This is a genomic window from Streptomyces sp. NPDC036815 (assembly GCF_055609205.1).
On sequence record NZ_JBVJPW010000023.1, the window covers coordinates 116,652 to 135,872 of the forward strand.

At 71.8% G+C, this 19,221-nt stretch carries 15 protein-coding genes and 1 pseudogene; 8 read left to right on the plus strand and 8 right to left on the minus strand.

From position 1 onward, the window contains the following. Positions 1-17 precede the first annotated feature (17 nt). Together ACZ69I_RS33010 and ACZ69I_RS33015 are read right to left on the minus strand one after the other, a co-directional pair. Positions 18-1,103 carry an S-(hydroxymethyl)mycothiol dehydrogenase gene (locus ACZ69I_RS33010; protein ID WP_470836263.1) on the minus strand — a complete coding sequence of 362 codons (1,086 nt, stop codon included), beginning with the start codon at positions 1,101-1,103 and terminating at the stop codon, positions 18-20. A gap of 448 nt (positions 1,104-1,551) precedes the next feature. Continuing rightward, positions 1,552-2,382 (minus strand): IclR family transcriptional regulator, encoded by an 831-nt coding sequence (locus tag ACZ69I_RS33015; RefSeq protein WP_467679604.1) that lies wholly within the window; start codon positions 2,380-2,382, stop codon positions 1,552-1,554. Positions 2,383-2,571: 189 nt separating this feature from the next. Here ACZ69I_RS33015 and ACZ69I_RS33020 point away from each other — a divergent pair. Next, positions 2,572-2,883: pseudogene (locus ACZ69I_RS33020) on the plus strand (bifunctional 3-phenylpropionate/cinnamic acid dioxygenase ferredoxin subunit); the annotation flags it as partial. A gap of 74 nt (positions 2,884-2,957) precedes the next feature. Then, positions 2,958-4,157, plus strand: a complete 1,200-nt coding sequence (locus ACZ69I_RS33025) for an NAD(P)/FAD-dependent oxidoreductase (RefSeq protein WP_470836264.1) — start codon at positions 2,958-2,960, stop codon at positions 4,155-4,157. 38 nt (positions 4,158-4,195) lie between these two features. Here ACZ69I_RS33025 and ACZ69I_RS33030 read toward each other — a convergent pair whose 3' ends face one another. Further along, positions 4,196-4,738, minus strand: coding sequence for a hypothetical protein (locus ACZ69I_RS33030; protein WP_470836265.1), 543 nt, complete (start codon positions 4,736-4,738; stop codon positions 4,196-4,198). A gap of 452 nt (positions 4,739-5,190) precedes the next feature. Between ACZ69I_RS33030 and ACZ69I_RS33035 the strand changes: the two genes are divergently transcribed. The 5 genes from ACZ69I_RS33035 to ACZ69I_RS33055 all read left to right on the plus strand — a co-directional run bounded on the left by ACZ69I_RS33035 (position 5,191) and on the right by ACZ69I_RS33055 (position 13,168). Further along, a complete protein-coding gene (locus ACZ69I_RS33035) occupies positions 5,191-8,016 on the plus strand; it encodes a sensor histidine kinase (RefSeq protein ID WP_470836266.1) in 2,826 nt (941 codons plus the stop codon). Then, positions 8,013-8,453 carry a roadblock/LC7 domain-containing protein gene (locus ACZ69I_RS33040; protein ID WP_361726875.1) on the plus strand — a complete coding sequence of 147 codons (441 nt, stop codon included), beginning with the start codon at positions 8,013-8,015 and terminating at the stop codon, positions 8,451-8,453. Before ACZ69I_RS33035 ends, ACZ69I_RS33040 begins: the two co-directional genes overlap by 4 nt. A 111-nt stretch (positions 8,454-8,564) precedes the next feature. Beyond that, entirely contained in the window at positions 8,565-8,912 is a 348-nt protein-coding gene (locus tag ACZ69I_RS33045) for a DUF742 domain-containing protein (protein WP_470836267.1), read from the plus strand. A 25-nt stretch (positions 8,913-8,937) separates the two neighbouring features. Continuing rightward, a complete protein-coding gene (locus ACZ69I_RS33050; RefSeq protein ID WP_470836268.1) occupies positions 8,938-12,582 on the plus strand; it encodes a hydantoinase B/oxoprolinase family protein in 3,645 nt (1,214 codons plus the stop codon). After that, entirely contained in the window at positions 12,563-13,168 is a 606-nt protein-coding gene (locus ACZ69I_RS33055; RefSeq protein ID WP_467679618.1) for a GTP-binding protein, read from the plus strand. The genes ACZ69I_RS33050 and ACZ69I_RS33055 overlap by 20 nt, the downstream gene beginning before the upstream one ends. A gap of 84 nt (positions 13,169-13,252) precedes the next feature. Here ACZ69I_RS33055 and glpK read toward each other — a convergent pair whose 3' ends face one another. The 5 genes from glpK to ACZ69I_RS33080 form a co-directional block, all read right to left on the minus strand. After that, positions 13,253-14,773, minus strand: a complete 1,521-nt coding sequence (glpK, locus tag ACZ69I_RS33060) for a glycerol kinase GlpK (RefSeq protein WP_470836270.1) — start codon at positions 14,771-14,773, stop codon at positions 13,253-13,255. A gap of 49 nt (positions 14,774-14,822) precedes the next feature. Beyond that, positions 14,823-15,578, minus strand: coding sequence for an MIP/aquaporin family protein (locus tag ACZ69I_RS33065; RefSeq protein WP_470836271.1), 756 nt, complete (start codon positions 15,576-15,578; stop codon positions 14,823-14,825). Between the two features lie 352 nt (positions 15,579-15,930). Further along, positions 15,931-17,121 carry a lipid-transfer protein gene (locus tag ACZ69I_RS33070; RefSeq protein WP_470836272.1) on the minus strand — a complete coding sequence of 397 codons (1,191 nt, stop codon included), beginning with the start codon at positions 17,119-17,121 and terminating at the stop codon, positions 15,931-15,933. Then, the gene (locus ACZ69I_RS33075) at positions 17,118-17,543 is read right to left on the minus strand and encodes a Zn-ribbon domain-containing OB-fold protein (protein ID WP_470836284.1); all 426 of its coding nucleotides are present in this window, start codon (positions 17,541-17,543) and stop codon (positions 17,118-17,120) included. Before ACZ69I_RS33075 ends, ACZ69I_RS33070 begins: the two co-directional genes overlap by 4 nt. Positions 17,544-17,746: 203 nt before the next feature. Beyond that, complete coding sequence (locus ACZ69I_RS33080) at positions 17,747-18,607, minus strand: M15 family metallopeptidase (protein WP_470836273.1); 861 nt, start codon at positions 18,605-18,607, stop codon at positions 17,747-17,749. Between the two features lie 73 nt (positions 18,608-18,680). Here ACZ69I_RS33080 and ACZ69I_RS33085 point away from each other — a divergent pair, with 73 nt between their 5' ends. Next, a complete protein-coding gene (locus ACZ69I_RS33085) occupies positions 18,681-19,211 on the plus strand; it encodes an NUDIX domain-containing protein (protein WP_467679629.1) in 531 nt (176 codons plus the stop codon). Positions 19,212-19,221 lie beyond the last annotated feature (10 nt).

The window sequence follows — 19,221 nt, forward strand, 5'->3', positions numbered from 1 at the left end:
TCCGGCCCGGCCGGGGCTCACGGGACCACCACCGACCGCAGCACTTCGCCCCGCCGCATCCTCGCGAACGCCTCCTCCACCCGGTCGAGCGTGATTGTCTCGGAGACGAATCCGCCGAGGTCGAGGCGGCGGCTGAGGTACTGGTCGACGAGGATCGGGAAGTCACGGGTGGGCAGGCAGTCCCCGTACCAGGACGACTTGAGGGCGCCGCCGCGCGAGAAGAGGTCGATCAGCGGCAGATCGATCGTCATCCCCGGCTCGGGCACCCCGACCTGGACGAGCACGCCCGCGTGGTCCCGCATGAAGAAGGCCTGCCGGTACGTCGCCGGGGTGCCGACCGCGTCGATCGCGACGTCGACGCCGTGGCCGCCGGTCAGCTGCCGGACCGCCTCGACCGGGTCCGTGCCGAGGGAGTTGACGGTGTGGGTCGCGCCGAACCGGGTCGTCCCGTCCAGTTTCGCGTCGTCGATGTCGACGGCGATGACCCGGCGGGCTCCGGCCAGGGACGCCCCGGCGACCGCGGCGTTCCCGACGCCGCCGCAGCCGATGACGGCGACGGTGTCGCCGCGGCCCACACCGCCGGTGTTCACCGCGGCCCCGTAGCCCGCCATCACCCCGCAGCCGATCAGGGCCACGGCCTCGGGGCGGGCCGCCGGGTCGACCTTCACGGCCTGTCCCGCGGCGACCAGCGTCTTCTCGGCGAAGGCGCCGATGCCGAGGGCGGGACTCAGCGGGGTGCCGTCCAGGAGCGTCATGGGCTGCGTGGCGTTGCGCGAGTCGAAGCAGTACCAGGGGCGGCCGCGCAGACAGGACCGGCAGGCCCCGCAGGGCGCGCGCCAGGCGATCACGACGCAGTCGCCGGGGACGAGGCCGTCGACGTCGGCGCCGGTCGCCTCGACGGTGCCGGCCGCCTCGTGGCCGAGCAGGAACGGGAAGTCGTCGTTGATCGCACCCTCCCGGTAGTGCAGATCCGTGCGGCAGACCCCGCAGGCCCGGACCGAGACCAGCACCTCCCCTGGGCCGGGATCCGGCACGACGATCGTCTGCGGTTCGACGGGTGCGCCCCTCTTCGGGGCGACGACGGCACGGACCTCGTGGGGCACGGCAGACTCCTCCGCTGTTGCGCACGGCGTGGCGGTGTTGTTGCGTACTGCACGTTCGGTTGCGCTATGGGAGACATACTGGGAATGCCATCAAGAGGCCGTCAAGGGGGCGGAGTCAACCCTTCGCATCTCGCTGGGAGCGCCGGGGGAGCGGGCGGCGCGCAGCAGGGCGGGGCCGGAACTTCCCGGCCCCGCCCTCGGATGTCCGTACGCTGCGGCGCTCTCCCCGCGGCCGCCTCCAAAGGCCCGCGCCCCAGGACGCGGACCGGCGGCGAAGCGGTGCTCAGAGCCTGTGTCATATCCCCGGCCGGGCGGGCGGCGTCTGGCACGCACGCTCGCCGCGTTGCCGAAAAGCCCTGGTAGCTCCGCTACAAGGGCTTCCCGCCGCCTTGCGATCGCACGCACCAGACGCCGCCCGCTGATCCGACCGGGGATATGACCCAGGCTCTCAGAAGCCGTACCCCATCCGCCGGGAGAGCTCGACGGACGCCGCGACGGTGCGCTTGGCGAGCTCGGTGAGACGCTCCTCGGTCAGCCGGTAGACCGGCCCCGACGCGCTGAGCGCCCCGATCACCTTGCCGTCGTGCGCGCGCACCGGCGCGGCCACGGCGGCGAGGCCCACCTCCAACTCCTCGACGGCGACGGCGAAACCCTGCTCGGTCACCGCTTCGAGCTCGCCGCGCAACGCCGCCGTGCCGGTCACCGTGCGGTCGGTCAGGCGCGGCAGGGCGCGGGCCATCAGGCCCTCGCGCAGCGTCGTCGGCAGGTGCGCGAGCAGCACCTTTCCGCTGGATGTCGCGTGCAGCGGGGTGCGCCGGCCCAGCCAGTTCTGCGCGGTCACCGAGGCGGGCCCGCGGGCCTGCATGATGTTGACCGCGGCGTCGTCGTCCAGGACCGCGATGTTGACCGTCTCGCCCACCTCGTCCGCCAGTTCGCGGCAGACCGGGCCGCCCTCCTGCGAGATGTCCATGCGCACTGCCGCCGCCCCCGCGAGGCGGAGTACGCCCGCACCCAGGAAATACTTCCCGCGGTCCTTCGCCTGGCCGACCAGGCCGCGGTTCTCGAGCACCCCGAGGAGCCGGAAGGCCGTCGACTTGTGGACGCCCAACTCGTCGGCGATCTCGGTGACTCCGGCCTCCCCGTGCCGCGCGAGGATCTCCAGAACACTCACCGCGCGGTCCACGGACTGGACGGATCCGGCCGCGCCCTTCGGCTGCCTCTCCGGTGGTTTCCCGTCCGGCGCCCTGTTCTGATCAGCCTTTTTCCGCTCGCCCGTCATATCTGAACTCTCACCACCTAGCGGCCTGTTGAAGCCGCGTCTTCGGGAAGCCCTTGACGCGATGGGCGCCCCACCCGGATTCTGTTGCGCATAGCGCTCCCTCGTGCGCCATGCGAAACATCATGTTACCGAAGGGTCGTGGCCCCCAGAGGGGCCGGGACCGGGCCGAATGACACCAGAGGGGGGCCCATGATCCCCGTATGCCGCCTTGAAGACCTCCCCGCGGGCGAGTCCGTCCGCCTCGACACCACGCCACCCGTCGCGGTGTTCAACGCCGACGGCGAGCTCTTCGCCATCGACGACACGTGCAGCCACCAGAACGCCTCCCTGTCGGAGGGGTGGCTGGAGGGCTGCCAGGTCGAATGCCCGCTGCACGCCGCGTCATTCGATCTTCGCACCGGCAGGCCCACGTGCCTGCCCGCACGCCGTCCCGTACGCACCCACCAGGTGTACGTCGAGGAGGGCGTCGTCCATGTCAGCCTCGCCACTGAGGTCCGCACCGTCACGGACGTCCGCACCGCAACCGACGTCCGCACCGCCACCGACGCGGGAGCCGCCGAGAAGGGATCAGCGGCATGAGGAGCGTCATCGTGGTGGGTGCCTCGCTCGCCGGACTGTACGCGGCGCGGGAACTGCGCGCCCAGGGGTTCGACGGCAACCTGACCGTCGTCGGCGCGGAACGGCACCCGCCGTACGACCGGCCGCCCCTGTCCAAGGACTTCCTCACCGGTGGCGGCGACGAGCGGCACATCGCCCTGGGCGATGAGGAGGAGACGGCGGAGCTCGCCGTCGAGTGGGTCCTCGGCACCCGTGCGCGCTCTCTCGACGCGCGCGGCCGCACGGTCGTCCTCGACGACGGCCGCAGCCTGACGGGCGACGGCGTCGTCATCGCCACCGGCGCGTCCGCGCGGCGCCTGCCCGGGCCCGCGCTCACGGGCGTGCACACCCTGCGCACCCTGGACGACGCCCGTGCCCTGCGGGCGGAACTGACCCGTGGCCCGCGGCGGGTCGTGGTGATCGGCGGGGGCTTCATCGGGGCCGAGACGGCGTCCTCGTGCGTGGTGCTCGGCCATGAGGTCACGGTGGTCGAGGCCGCTCCGCTGCCGCTCACGGCCCAACTCGGCCCGGAGATGGCCTCGGTGTGCGCGCGGCTCCATGCCCGCGGCGGTGTACGCCTCCTTTCGGGTGTGGGTGTGACGGGGCTGCGGTCCACGGGAAGTGCCGTCTGTGCCGTGGAGCTGTCCGACGGCGGGCTGCTGCCCGCCGACGTGGTCGTCGTCGGGATCGGGGCGGCCCCCAACACCGGCTGGCTCGCGGGCTCACCGCTCGCCGTGGACGCCGGTGTCCTGTGCGACGAGGGCTGTGTCACCGCGCTGCCCCAGGTCGTCGCGGTCGGGGACGTGGCCCGGGTGGACGGCGTCCGGGCCGAGCACTGGACGAGCGCCACCGAGCAGCCCCGCGTCGCCGTGGCGAACCTCCTCGCCGGCCGCACGGTGCGGGCGGTGCGCCCCCTGCCGTACTTCTGGTCGGATCAGTACGGCTCGCGGGTGCAGTTCGCGGGACGGCGCGGCGACGGCGACACCGTACGCGTCGTCGAGGGCTCGCCGGACGTCCTGGAGGGGAGCGGATTCCTCGCCGTCTATGCTTGCGCGGGCCGCACCACTGCGGTCCTCGCGGTCGACCGTGCCCGGCCCTTCACGAAGATGCGGCGGGAACTCGCGGCCGCCGGGGCGCCTGAGCCTTCGGGGCGGGTGACGGAGCCCGCAGGGGTCTGAGGGCAGCCCGAAGGGCCCGCCGCCCGTCGCCGTCCCCCTCAGGGGTGCGACAACCGCCCCGACCCACCGCGCCCTGGTATGCGCTCCTTGCCGCGCGACGCCGCTCTGGTATGGCGGCGGGCCCGGCGCCGCTCACGGCGCAGCCGCCGCGCCGTGCTGCTCGGCATCGACACCACTCCGTGCCGTTGGTTCCACACCTGGCGGGTCACCCATACGTCGAGCACGCCCCAGGTCGCCACGACCGTGCTGGCCACGCTGCTCAGGACCATGGGGAAGGAGAGCCAGGAACCCGCGAGGGCGGCCAGGAAAGCGATCATCGCCTGCACGAGGGTGACCGCCACTATGATCACGGCCCGCACCGCAGCCGTCCGCACGGGATCGGGCAGCCGCCGCTTGCGGGCGGGCTCCTCGACCCACAACGGGGGCCGCTGCGCCGCCTGTTCGTACTCCTGCTCCTGCGGAACCGGGCGCCGGTCAGCCGTCCGCTGGGCAGTCGGGCCCTGCTGAACCGAGTCTCGCCGAGTCGGAGCCTGCTGAGCCGGAGTCCGCTGAACCCTGTGGCGCTCCGCCGTGCCCTTCATTTCGTCACTCCCCCCACTGCTTCGCGGCCGTTCATGGAACACGCGGGACACATCCTTCGGCCGTCCACCGGACTCAACTCACCAGTGGCTGCCCGTTTTACTGCCCTTTATGTCGGCTGTCCGATGACGTGCGCCGTGAGCCGCGACTCTCTTCCCCCTTGACGAACGAGAGATACGAAAGATTCCCGCTCCGGTTCCACGAAGCGAAGAAAACCGGCCAACTGGCTTGCGCGGAAAGGCGGATGGGGCCGGGCAATAGGTGCCACATGCTGGGTCGCAATCTCCCGTAATGGAGGGACAACTGGGGACGCGCCTTTCGCGTCACGGCCGAAAAGCGTTCGGATGCTTCTTCGAGTTGCCCGTGAGTCAGTAGTAGGCTCGCGCCGTTTGTTGACGCACATGTGTGCCCCTGGCCCGTGCAACGGTCGCAGGGGGCCGATCTGGGGGAGGCCATGCGCTTTCGCGGGAAGTCCATCCGCCGGAAGATCGTGGCGCTGCTGCTCGTGCCGCTGCTCTCCCTGACCGCCATCTGGGGCTTCGCCACCGTCATCACGGGGCGCCAGGCGCTGAGCCTGATCGACACGGTGAACGTCGTCGACAAGCTCGCCTTCCCGGTCGAGGACACGGCGCGCGTCATCCAGCAGGAGCGCCGCCAGACTCTCGTCTATCTCGCCGACCCGCGGGCCTCGGACGCCCTGGCCGGGTTGCGCCGCAGCCGCACCGCCACCGACGGGATGATCGCCAAGATCCGGGCCAACGCCGAGGATCCGGACGTCCGTGACGGGGTCGACGGGGACTCGCGCAAACGGCTCGACGAGCTCGTCGAGGCCTTCGACGGCATCCAGCCGCTGCGCAGGAGCGTCGCGGAGGGCACGATCACCAGGGCCGGCGCCCTGAACATGTACACCAAGCTGATCGACCCGTACTTCGACCTGCTCAGCACCCTGAACGGCTACTCCGGCCTCGACGACATGGAGTACGACCAGCAGGGCCGCGCGCTCGTCGGCGCGACCCGCGCGCGTGAACTGCTCTCCCGCGAGGACGCGGTGATCGGTTCGGCGCTCGTCGCGGGCCGGATCACCAAGGCGGAGGTCCGTCAGGTCACCGAGCTCCGCGCGCAGCGCACCCTCCTCTTCGAAGTCAACTTCGCGCAGCTCTCCGAGGAGGACCGCGGCCGCTACGAGCGCTACTGGAACGGCACCGAGGCCCAGCAGCTGAACAAGGCCGAGAACGACGTCATCGAGGCCGGTACCCGAGCTCCGGACGTGGTGACGTCCAGCCACTGGGACGAGACGGCGGGCCGGGTACTCAAGCAGCTCTCCGAACGGAACATCGAGGCGACCGACAGCTTCCAGGACCGCGTCGAGCCCGCGGCCGTCGGCGTGATCGTGCGGGTCATCGCGGCCGGGGTCCTCGGCCTGCTCGCGCTGCTGTTCTCGCTCTTCCTCTCCGTACGCATCGGCCGCAGCCTCATCCGCGACCTGCGCCGCCTGCGCCTGGAGGCCCACGAGGCGTCCGGTGTCCGGCTGCCGGGCGTGCTGCGCAGGCTGGCGGCCGGCGAGCAGGTCGACGTGGAGACCGAGGCGCCCCGCCTGACCTACGGCAAGGACGAGATCGGGCAGGTCGGGCAGGCGCTCAACACCCTGCAGCGCGCCGCCGTCGAGGCCACCGTCAAACAGGCGGACCTGCGCCGCGGCGTCTCCGAGGTCTTCGTCAACCTCGCCCGCCGCAGCCAGGTGCTGCTGCACAAGCAGCTCACCCTCCTGGACACCATGGAGCGCAGGACCGAGGACACCGACGAACTCGCCGACCTCTTCCGCCTCGACCACCTGACCACCCGCATGCGGCGGCACGCCGAAGGCCTGGTGATCCTCTCCGGAGCCGCCCCTTCGCGGCAGTGGCGCAAGCCCGTCCAGCTCATGGACGTCGTCCGCGCCGCCGTCGCCGAGGTCGAGGACTACGAACGCATCGAGGTGCGCCGGCTGCCCCGCATCGCGGTCACCGGCCCCGCCGTCGCCGACCTCACGCACCTGCTCGCCGAACTCCTGGAGAACGCCACGGTGTTCTCGCCCCCGCACACCGGGGTGCAGGTCCTCGGCGAGCACGTCGCCAACGGCTTCACCCTGGAGATCCACGACCGGGGCCTGGGCATGACGCCCGACGCACTCCTCGACGCCAACCTGCGGCTCGCGGAGACCCCCGAGTTCGAGCTGTCGGACACCGACCGGCTCGGCCTGTTCGTGGTCAGCAGGCTCGCGCAGCGCCAGCGCGTCCGCGTCTCCCTGCAGCCCTCTCCGTACGGCGGCACGACGGCCGTCGTCTTCATCCCCGAGTCCCTGCTCACCGACGACGCACCCGACACCGGCGGCTACCGGCTGGACCGCCCGCAGAGCAAGGGCGCCGTGGCGGGCCCCGACCGGGCGGCCGACCGCACGGCGGCCCTCGCCCAGGTGCCCGTGCAGCTCCCGGGGCTGCCCGCCTCCGTCATCGACGGCCCCGTCGAACTGGAGGCGCCGATCAGCCTCGCGGACCTGGACCGCTTCCCCGGTGCCCTCGACGACGAGGACAGTGAGCGCGGCGGTCTCTTCCGGCCGCGCCGCCGCGTGGCGGGCACACCGGGCGAACAGCACCAGCAGGCCCGCGACGACCGCGAGGCGGGCCGCGCGGAGCCGACACGGCTGGACGCCGGCCCCGTCCACCTGGACGACGACGCCGCCGACGAGGCCCACGGGGGCCCCGTCCCGCTGCCGCGCCGCAGGACCCCGAAACTGGTCCGCTCGAACGGCCGGCCGGTGACGCACACCAGGCCGCAGGACAGCAGGTTCCCGGAGAACAGGACACAGGACAGCAGGTTCCCGGCCGACAGGCCGCTGGCCCCGGCCGCCGAGGACGAGCTCCCGGAGCGCCCGCAACAGCCGGCCTGGCCCGACCTGTCCCCGCCGCACCGGGACGTCACGGCCGCCGACGACCCGTCGCCCGAGCCCCCTCGGCGCGCCTACCGCTCCGCGCCGCAGGACCGGAGCACCCCCACGACCGCCCCGGGCGGACTGCCCCGCCGTGTCCGGCAGGCCAGTCTCGCCCCGCAGTTGAAGGCCGGACCCGACCGCAGCCCCGAACGCGCCGAGACCCGGCCGGAGGAGCGTGACGCGGAAGAGGTCCGCAGCCGCATGGCCTCGCTCCAGCGGGGCTGGCAGCGCGGCCGCGACGAGAACGCCGCGGGCGACGATGCCACGAACGGCACAGCACCAGGAACGACATCCGAGGGGGACGGTCGATGACCGCACCGAATGCCGACGCACGCACCACGACAACCGGCGGGCGGGGAGAGCTGAACTGGCTCCTCGATGATCTGGTCCAGCGCGTCGCCAGCATCCGCAAGGCACTCGTGCTCTCCGGCGACGGCCTGCCGACCGGCCTGTCGAAGAACCTGACCAGGGAGGACAGCGAGCACCTCGCGGCCGTCGCCTCCGGGTTCCACAGCCTCGCCAAGGGAGTCGGGCGGCACTTCGAGGCGGGCCGGGTCCGCCAGACCGTGGTCGAGCTCGACGACGCCTTCCTCTTCGTCACGGCGGCCGGCGACGGCAGCTGTCTCGCGGTCCTCGCGGACGCGGACTCCGACGTCGGCCTGGTGGCGTACGAAATGACGTTGCTGGTCAAGCGGGTGGGCGTGCATCTGGGGACGGCTCCGCGCACGGATCTGCCCGCCGGGGGGTAGTGGGAGGTCATGACTCACGACGGTCGAGGGACGCAGAGAACGACAGAGGCCAAGCGGAGATTAGCGGGAGCGCAGGAGACGGCCCGCTGGTTCGACGACGACGCCGGACCCGTGGTGCGGCCGTACGCGATGACGCGCGGCCGCACCACGAGCACCGGGCAGCACCGGCTCGACCTGATCGCGGTCGTCATCACCGAGTCATGGGCGGCGTCCGGCGCCCCGGAGGCCGACCAGACGCTGTCTCCGGAGCACGTGGACATCGTCGAGCTCTGCCGCGACACGCCCCAGTCGGTCGCCGAGCTGGCGGCCGAGCTCGACCTGCCCATCGGTGTGGTACGCGTCCTCATCGGCGACCTCGTCGAGGACGAGCTGGTGCACGTGACCCGCCCCGTACCCCCCGCTGAGCTGCCGGACGAGAGTATTCTGCGCGACGTGATCAGCGGCCTCCGGGCGCTCTGAGCAGCGCGGAAGCGAGAGTGGCAACGTGACTGGCTGGCAGTTCTGGGTCGACAGGGGCGGCACCTTCACCGACATCGTCGCGCGCCGGCCGGACGGCGGTCTCCGCACGCACAAGCTCCTCTCCGAGAACCCCGCGCGCTACCGGGACGCGGCGGTCGCGGGCATCCGCGAACTGCTCGACGGCGCCGGGGCCGGCGGCCCCGCGGACCTCGACGCCGTCCGCATGGGCACCACCGTCGCCACCAACGCCCTCCTGGAACGCAAGGGCGAGCCCACGGCCCTGATCATCACCCGGGGCTTCCGCGACGCCCTGCGCATCGCCTACCAGAACCGCCCGCAGATCTTCGCCCGCGAGATCGTCCTGCCCGAACTCCTCTACGACCGGGTCATCGAGGTCGACGAGCGGGTCACCGCCGAAGGCGAGGTGCTGCGCGCCCCCGACCTGGACGGCCTCGCGGGGCCGCTGCGGGGGGCGTACGACGACGGGATCCGCTCCGTGGCGGTGGTCTGCGTGCACAGCCACCTGTACCCCGCCCACGAACAGGCCGTCGGGGAACTCGCCGCCCGTACCGGCTTTCCGCAGGTGTCGCTCTCCAGCGAGGTCAGCCCGCTCATGAAGCTCGTCCCGCGCGGGGACACCGCCGTCGTCGACGCCTATCTGTCGCCGGTCCTGCGCCGCTACGTCCAGCACGTCGCCGACGAACTCGACGGCGTACGGCTGATGTTCATGCAGTCGAACGGCGGGCTCGCCGAGGCCGGCCAGTTCCGCGGCAAGGACGCGATCCTCTCCGGCCCCGCGGGCGGCATCGTGGGCATGGCCCGCATGTCGCACCTGGCCGGTTTCGACCGCGTCATCGGCTTCGACATGGGCGGCACGTCGACGGACGTGTCGCACTACGCGGGGGAGTACGAGCGGGTCTTCACCACGCAGATCGCCGGGGTCCGGCTGCGCGCCCCGATGCTCGACATCCACACCGTCGCGGCGGGCGGCGGATCCGTGCTCCACTTCGACGGCAGCCGCTACCGCGTGGGCCCCGACTCGGCGGGTGCGGCCCCCGGCCCGGCGAGCTACCGCGGCGGCGGGCCCCTCACCGTCACCGACGCCAACATCGCCCTGGGCCGTGTGCAACCCGACCACTTCCCCCGGGTGTTCGGCCCCGCGGGGGACCAGCCGCTCGACGGCGAACTCGTCCGGGAACGCTTCACGGCCCTGGCCGACGAGATCCGCGCGGCGACGGGCGACGACCGCACCCCCGAGCAGGTCGCCGAGGGGTACCTGCGCGTCGCGGTGGCGAACATCGCGGGCGCCGTCAAGCGCATCTCGGTCCAGAAGGGCCACGACGTCACGCGCTACGCCCTCACCACGTTCGGCGGCGCGGGCGGCCAGCACGCCTGCATGGTCGCCGACTCGCTGGGCATCCGCACCGTCCTCGTACCGCCGATGGCCGGGGTGCTCTCCGCCCTCGGCATCGGACTCGCCGACACCACGGCGATGCGCGAGCAGTCCGTGGAGGCGCCCTTGGCGGCGTCCTCGATGCCGCACGTCCTGAAGACCGCCGACGCCCTGGAGAACGCCGCCCGCGACGAACTCCTCGCCGAGGACGTACCGGCCGAGCGCATCCGCGTCACCCGCCGCGCCCAGCTCCGCTACGACGGAACGGACACGGCCCTCACCGTGGAGCTCACCGAACCGGGCGCCATGACCCGGGACTTCGAGGACCGCCACCGCGCCACGTACTCCTTCACCCTCGACCGGCCCGTCGTCGTCGAGGCCCTCTCCGTGGAGGCCACCGGGGTCACCGAACCACCCGACCTCTCGGCCCTCGCGGGCACGGTGACCCGCGGCGCCCCGCTCCGGGCCCGCCTGCACACCGGCGGCGCCTGGCGCGACGTACCCCTGCACCGCCGTACGGAACTGCCGCCCGGCGACACGGTCACCGGTCCGGCGGTCATCGTCGAGGACGGTTCCACGACCGTCGTGGACGACGGCTGGCGGGCGGCGACCACGGACGCGGGACATCTGGTCATGGAACGCGTCGCGGAACCGGAGAGTTCCGCCGCGAGCACCCGCGCGGACCCCGTCCTCCTCGAAGTCTTCAACAACCTCTTCATGTCCATCGCCGAACAGATGGGCGCCCGCCTGGAGTCCACCTCCCAGTCGGTGAACATCAAGGAGCGGCTCGACTTCTCCTGCGCGCTCTTCGACCCCGACGGCAACCTCGTCGCCAACGCCCCGCACATCCCCGTCCACCTGGGCTCGATGGGCACCAGCGTGAAGGAGGTCATCGAGCGCCGCGGCAGCGGCATGCGCCCCGGAGACACCTACGCCGTCAACGACCCGTACCACGGCGGCACCCACCTGCCCGACGTCACGGTCATCACGCCGGTGTTCGACAGGCCGGGGGAGCACGGCACTTCGGGGGAGCGCATCCTCTTCCACGTCGCCTCGCGCGGCCACCACGCCGAGATCGGCGGCATCGCGCCCGGCTCCATGCCCGCCGACAGCCGCACCATCGAGGAAGAGGGCGTCCTCTTCGACAACTGGCTGCTTGTAGAAGAGGGCCGTTTCCGCGAGGCCGAGACCCGCGCGCTGCTCACCGGCGCCCCCCACCCCTCGCGCAACCCGGACACCAACCTCGCCGACCTGCGCGCCCAGATCGCCGCCAACCGCAAGGGCGTCGACGAAGTCACCCGCATGATCGACGACTTCGGCCTCGACGTGGTCCAGGCCTACATGCGGCACGTCCAGGACAACGCCGAGGAATCCGTACGACGCGTCATCGACGTCCTGGAAGAGGGCGAGTTCGCCTATCAAACCGACTCCGGCGCCACGATCCACGTCCGGGTCACCGTGGACCGCGCAGAGCGCTCGGCGACCATCGACTTCAGCGGCACGTCACCGCAGCTCGCCACGAACTTCAACGCCCCCCTCGCGGTGGTCAACGCCGCCGTCCTGTACGTCTTCCGCACCCTCGTCGCCGACGACATCCCCCTCAACGACGGCTGCCTGCGCCCCCTGCGCATCATCGTGCCGCCCGGCTCGCTGCTCTCGCCCGAGCCGCCCGCTGCCGTCGTCGCCGGGAACGTGGAGACCTCCCAGGCCATCACCGGCGCGCTCTACGCCGCCCTGGGCGTCCAGGCGGAGGGCTCCGGCACGATGAACAACGTCACCTTCGGCAACGACCACCACCAGTACTACGAGACGGTGGCCTCCGGCTCCGGCGCGGGCGACGGCTTCGACGGCGCTCCCGTCGTCCAGACCCACATGACCAACTCCCGGCTCACCGACCCCGAAGTCCTGGAGTGGCGGCTGCCCGTCCTCCTGGAGGAGTTCGCCGTACGCGAGGGCAGCGGCGGCAGCGGAAGGCAGCGCGGCGGGGACGGCGCCGTGCGCCGCATCCGCTTCCGCGAGCCGATGACGGTCTCGACCCTGTCGCAGCACCGCAGGGTCGCGCCGTACGGCATGGCGGGCGGCGCCCCCGGAGCGCTCGGCGCCAACCGCGTGGAACGCGCGGACGGCGCCGTGGAGGAGCTCGCCGGCAGCGACAGTGCCGACCTGGGACCCGGCGACGTACTCGTGATCGAAACCCCCGGCGGCGGCGGATACGGACCGGCGCCGCGCGACACCAATGATCCAGGAGAAGTGAGCGATGATCTTCAGGCGTTCTGAGCGCGGCAAGGCCCCCGTCGAGCCTGTCACGCTGAAGATCCTCGTGGCGGGCGGCTTCGGCGTCGGCAAGACGACGCTGGTCGGCGCGGTCAGCGAGATCAAGCCGCTGCGCACGGAGGAGACCCTCAGCGAGGCCGGCCGTCCCGTCGACGACACCAGCGGTGTCGCCGGCAAGCACACCACCACGGTGGCCATGGACTTCGGCCGCATCACCCTCCGGGAGGACCTGGTCCTCTACCTCTTCGGCACGCCGGGGCAGGACCGCTTCTGGTTCCTCTGGGACGAGCTGGCCACCGGCGCGCTGGGTGCCGTGGTCCTCGCCGACACCCGCCGCCTGGAGGACTGCTTCGCCGCCGTCGACTACTTCGAACGGCGGTCCATACCCTTCGTGGTCGGCGTCAACTGCTTCGAGGGCGCCTCCCGTTACCCCGCCGACACCGTGCGCCAGGCGCTCGACCTCGACCCCGAAGTGCCCGTCGTGATGTGCGACGCGCGCGACCGCGAGACGGTCAAAGAGGTCCTCATCGACGTCGTCGAACACGCGATGGCGCTGGCCGCGGCCGCCCGGGAACCGGCCACCACGTAACGCGCGGCCGGCCCGCGGCCCCCGCTACGGCCCGTACCCCCGCCGACCGGGGTACGGGCCGCAGTTCCGTTCGGCCCGGCGCCGTCAGCCCGCGCCGTCCTCCAGCCAGCCGAAGCTACGCTCCACCGCCTTGTGCCAGTTGTGGAACTCGCGGTCCCGCGACTCGGCATCCATGCGGGGTGTCCACTCCACGTCCTGCTGCCAGTGCGTCTTGAGCTCGTCGAGGTCGTTCCACACGCCGGTCGCGAGACCGGCCGCGTACGCCGCGCCCAGACACGTCGTCTCGGAGACCTTGGGCCGGATCACGGGCACCCCGAGGACGTCCGCCTGGTGCTGCATCAGCAGGTTGTTCTTGGTCATGCCGCCGTCCACCTTGAGGGTGGTGATCCGCACCCCGGAGTCCTGGTACATGGCGTCCACGACCTCGCGGGTCTGCCAGCTGGTCGCCTCCAGGACCGCACGCGCGAGGTGCGCCTTGGTGACGTACCGGGTCAGTCCCGTCACGACGCCGCGCGCGTCGGAGCGCCAGTACGGTGCGTAGAGACCGGAGAAGGCCGGGACGATGTACGCCCCGCCGTTGTCCTCCACGCTCGCCGCGAGCGGTTCGATCTCATCGGCCGAGCGGATGATGCCGAGCTGGTCACGGAACCACTGCACCAGGGCGCCGGTGATGGCGATGGACCCCTCCAGGCAGTACACGGGCGCCTCGGAGCCGATCTTGTACCCCATCGTCGTGAGCAGCCCGCTCTTCGACGCGACGGGCCGGTTGCCGGTGTTGAGCAGCAGGAAGCTGCCTGTTCCGTACGTGTTCTTGGCCGTCCCCGTGTCGTAGCAGGCTTGCCCGAAGACGGCTGCCTGCTGGTCGCCGAGCGCGGAGGCGACGGGCACTCCGGAGAGCTGGCCCACCGCCGTCCCGTACACCTCGGCGGACGACCTGATCTCCGGCAGGACCGCCTCGGGCACGTTCATCGCCGACAGGATCGACTGGTCCCACTGGAGCGTTTGCAGGTTCATCAGCATGGTGCGGCCCGCGTTGGTGACGTCGGTGACGTGCTTGCCGCCGTCGGTGCCGCCCGTGAGGTTCCAGATCAGCCAGGAGTCGATCGTGCCGAAGGCGATCTCGCCGCGCTCGGCGCGCGCCCTGAGCCCCGGCACGTTGTCGAGCAGCCAGGCGGCCTTGGGCCCGGAGAAGTAGCTCGCGAGCGGCAGGCCCGTCTGTTCACGGAAGCGGTCCTGGCCGTCCGCGCCGCCCAGTTCGTTGCAGAGCGCCGAGGTGCGGGTGTCCTGCCACACGATCGCGTTGTGCACGGGCTTGCCGGTGGCGCGGTCCCACAGGACCGTGGTCTCGCGCTGGTTGGTGATGCCGAGCGCACTCAGCTGGTCGGCGCGGAGTCCGGCCTTGGCGATCGCCCCCGCGACCACCGCCTGCACCTTGGACCAGATCTCGGTGGCGTCGTGCTCCACCCACCCGGGCTTGGGGAAGATCTGGCGGTGCTCACGCTGGTCCACGGCGACGATCGCGCCGTCCCGGTCGAAGATGATGCAGCGGCTCGAGGTGGTGCCCTGGTCGATGGCGGCGACGAACTTCTCGGAGCTGTCCGGCATGGCTACCCCTTGATGACCTTGGTGAGAAGACTCAGAAGGCTGCGCAGACTCAGAAGGCTGCGTTGTAGATGAGGCCCGCGAGGGCTCCGCCGATCAGCGGTCCGGCCACCGGAATCCAGGAGTAGCTCCAGTCGGACGTGCCCTTGTTGGGGATCGGCAGGAACGTGTGCACGATGCGCGGACCGAGGTCGCGCGCCGGGTTGATGGCGTAGCCCGTCGGGCCGCCGAGCGAGAGACCGATGCCGACGACGAGGAAGGCCACGATGAGCGTCTGCGTGCCCGACTCGCCGAGCCCCTTGGTCAGGCCGAAGGCGAGGATCGGCAGCACCAGCGCGACGGTCGCGATGACCTCGGTGATGATGTTGGCGACCGGGTTCCGGATCTCCGGGATGGTGGAGAAGACGCCCAGCGTCGCCGTCGGCCGGTGCACGCCCTCGGAGTCGCCCTTGGCGCCGCGCGTGACGTTGGCCTGGAACTGCGCGAAGTAGACGAGGTACGCCAGGACGGCGCCGAGCATCGCGCCCACCATCTGCCCGAGCACGTAGACCCAGACCTGGTCCCAGTCGCCGGTGTCGATGGCGATGCCGAGCGTGACGGCGGGGTTGAGATGGCCGCCGGAGAGCGGACCCGCGGTATAGGCGCCGGCGAGCACACCGAAGCCCCACCCGAAGGCGATGACGACCCACCCGGAGGCCTTCGCCTTCGAGTGGCTGAGCGTGACGGCGGCGCACACGCCCGCGCCGAGAAGAATCAGAATCGCGGTGCCGATGACCTCACCGACGAAGACATCCCCGTTCGAGTACATGGCGGCTCCTAGGCCCTCGCCCGGGGCGGTGCGCCCCGGTCCTCCGTGCAGGGTGCGTTTCCCACGACTACTGCCTGGATACGCCCGGCTGTTGCAGCCGGGGGCAGGGAGTCTCCCGCGCCCCGCCCGGCGCCCATGGCGAGCGTGCCGTCGCAGCCGTACCGCCCATGGGGGATGACCTGTTGACCAGGCCCTTCGCACTGGCCCTTCGCGCGCACAGAGGCTCTGGGCGCCGGGGGCCGCGGAGTGGCGACGCCGACTGACACCCGGAAGTGTTCACCGATGGTGATGGAGCGTCAAGGTCGCGGACGGTACCGGTTGACCGGGGTGACGTGGGCCCCGACGCCGGGTGTCAGCGCACCGCGACGACCGAGGAACCATGGCCGAACAGCCCCTGGTTCGCGGTGATCCCCACCCGCGCCCCATCGATCTGTCGCGCCCCTGCGGCACCCCTCAACTGCCAGGTGATCTCGCAGACTTGAGCGATGGCCTGGGCGGGCACTGCCTCGCCGAAGGACGCGAGGCCCCCGCTGGTGTTCACGGGCACGCGCCCGCCCGGCGCCGTCGCCCCGTCCCGCAGCAGCTTGGCCCCCTCGCCCTCGCCGCACAGCCCCAGGTCCTCGTACCACTGCAGTTCCAGCGCGGTCGACAGGTCGTAGACCTCGGCCAGCGATATGTCCTCGGGGCCGATGCCCGCTTCGTCGTACGCCGCTCGCGCGATGGACGCACGGAAGGTGCCGTCGGCCGGGGGCACGACGGCCGCCGAGTCGGTGGCGATGTCCGGCAGGTCGAGCACCGTGGTCGGATACGTCGGCGAGACCGTGGACACCGCGCGGATCCGCACCGGGTCGGCCGCTCCGTGCCGCCGCGCGAACTCCATGCTGGTGAGCACCAGGGCCGCGGCGCCGTCCGAGGTGGCGCAGATGTCGAGCAGCCGCAGCGGGTCGGCCACGACGGCCGAGGCGGCGACCTCCTCCGCGGTGACGGTCTTGCGGTAGCGCGCGTTCGCGTTGAGCGCGCCCGCGGCCGCGTTCTTCACCTTGACCTGGGCGAAGTCCTCAAGAGTGTCCCCGTGTACGGCCATCCGGCGCCGTGCGTAGAGCCCGAAGTAAGCGGGGTTGGTCGCCCCGAGGACCCGGAAGCGCAGCCAGTCGGGGTCGTCGGCCCGGTCACCGCCCGCGGGCCGGAAGAATCCCTTGGGGGCCGCGTCGGCGCCGACCACCAGGACCACGTCGGCCATGCCCGCGAGGATCTGCGTACGCGCCGTGCCGATGGCCTGGGCGCCGGACGCGCAGGCCGCGTACACGCTCGCGACGCGCGCGCCCTGCCAGCCGAGCGCCTTGGCGAAGGTCGCCCCGGCCACGTACCCGGGATAGCCGCCGCGCACGGTGTCCGCGCCGACGACCGAGCGCACGTCCCGCCATTCGATCCCGGCGTCCGCGAGCGCCGCGCGCGCGGCCGTCACCCCGTACTCGACGAACGAGCGCCCCCATTTGCCCCAGGGGTGCATGCCCGCGCCGAGCACCGCCACCTCGCCGGTCATGCGCCCACCCCCACGGGCCGCCAGTGCCATGTCGTCCACGTCGTCTCGTCGTCCTCGTTCAGCACGCCGGGCACGACCTCCACCTCCATGCCGACCTCCAGGTCGGACACGGAGACACCCGGAACCGACTGCCCGAGCACCACCATGCGCTCCGCCGCCAGCTCCACCGCGATCAACGTGTAGGGCTGCCAGGGAAGTTCCGGGTCGGAGACATAGGGCGCGGGCGGCCGGTAGCGGCCGTCGGTGTACGACCAGACGCGCCCGCGCCGCGACAGCGGCACCTCGGCCAGCTCCCCGCCCCCGCAGCCGGGGTTGCGGCAGAACCCGTCCTCGCGGGGGAAGAAGACACAGGCGCACGCCGAGCAGCGCGTGCCCAGAAGGCGGAAGTCGTCACCCTCCCCGGTGAACCAGTTGGCCACCACGGGTGTGTGCGTACGCGACAAGGCTCCTCCAGGCAGCAGAACTGATGGAACGTCAGAAGTGTGCCACGGGCAACCGTATCCCGTCAGGGGGTACGGAGGCCGATCCGCGGTGAACCGGACAGCCCTCTCCTGCGTCCGACTACCGGGGGAGGGTGTCCGGGACCGACGGGGGTGGCCCCGGGCACTCTCTCCGCCGACCGCCCTCACTTCGCCCGCAGCGAGCTCCGCGAGACGGGGAAGTCGAAGTAGGTGCCGGGGAACAGTTCCGGCTTGTGCGTGAAGTGCCACCACTCCTCGGGGAGGTTGGCGAAGCCCTCCTTGGAGAGCACGTTCCGCAGCAGGTCGCGGTTGGCGCGCTGCTTTCCCGCGATCCGGGGATCGTCGGTGTGCGAGAGCGTATCGAAGCAGTCGTAGCCCGTCCCCATGTCCACGGAGTTGTCCGGGAAGCGCTCGCCGCGCGGCCCGAAACACGGCGTCAGCCGCTCACCGGGGACGTACGGACGGGTCGGCACCGCGGGAAGCCGCACCACGGTCAGATCCACCGTCGAACCCCTGCTGTGCCCGGACTTCTCGGCGATGTACCCGTCCGCGAACAGCCGCGACTTGTCGACATGGGGATAGAACTCCGCCTTCATGCGCTCGTCGTCGAGGTCCTTCGCCCAGCGTACGAAGTGGTCGACGGCCCGCTGCGGCCGGTAGCAGTCGTACACCTTCAGGGAGTAGCCCTTGCGCAGAAGCGCGTGCTGAGCCCTGTGCAAGGCCTGCGCGGCGGGCTCGGTGAGGATGCACATCGGCTTCCGGTAGCCCTCGATGGGCTCACCCACGAAGTTGTGCGGCGTGAAGTAGCGCATCTCCTGGATGATCGTCGGATCCACGTCGCGCAGCGCGACGAACTCCTCGGGAGCCTTCGGTTCGGGTTTCGCGTGTGCGGGGGAGGGGGCGGAGGCCACGGCCAGCAGGGTGGCGGCACAGACGGCGAGATTCCGCAGGGCGGGGAGCTTCGGCAGGGCGGGCAGCTTCCGGAGGGAGGGGAAATTCCGCGAGGTGGGGAGAAGTCCTGTCATGCCCCCTGCGTCTACCAGGACCCCGGGCACCCGCGAAAGACCGGCGCGTCGGCGATCGGATACAGTCCGCGGCGTGTCCCCATCCCCACACCACACCAACTCCCCTGTGAACACCCACTGTTCAAGCTGTGGAGCCCTCTTCGAAGACCAGCCCTCCGGTCGGCCCCGCACCTGCGCGGCATGCGGAGCGGTGACGTACCGCAACCCGCTGCCCGTGGCGGTGGCCCTGCAGCCCGTCTACGACACCCAGGGCACCGGCCTGGTCGTCATCACCCGCACCATCGCCCCCGCGCGCGGGGGCATCGCTCTGCCCGGCGGGTTCATCGACGACAGGGAGGACTGGCGCCACGCCGTCGTCCGCGAGCTCAAGGAGGAGACCGGCATCGGCGCGGACAGCCGCGACGTCCGCCTCGCCGACGCCATGAGCGCCCCCGACGGCTACCTGCTCCTCTTCGGCCTCCTCCCCGAACGCCCCGCCGCCGACCTGCCGGCGCCCGCGGCGACGGACGAGACCGACGGCTGGGACGTCCTGCGCCGGCCGGACGAACTCGCCTTCCCGCTGCACACGGTGGCAGCGGGCGCGTGGTTCGAGGGCCGCTACTGACCCTCCACCG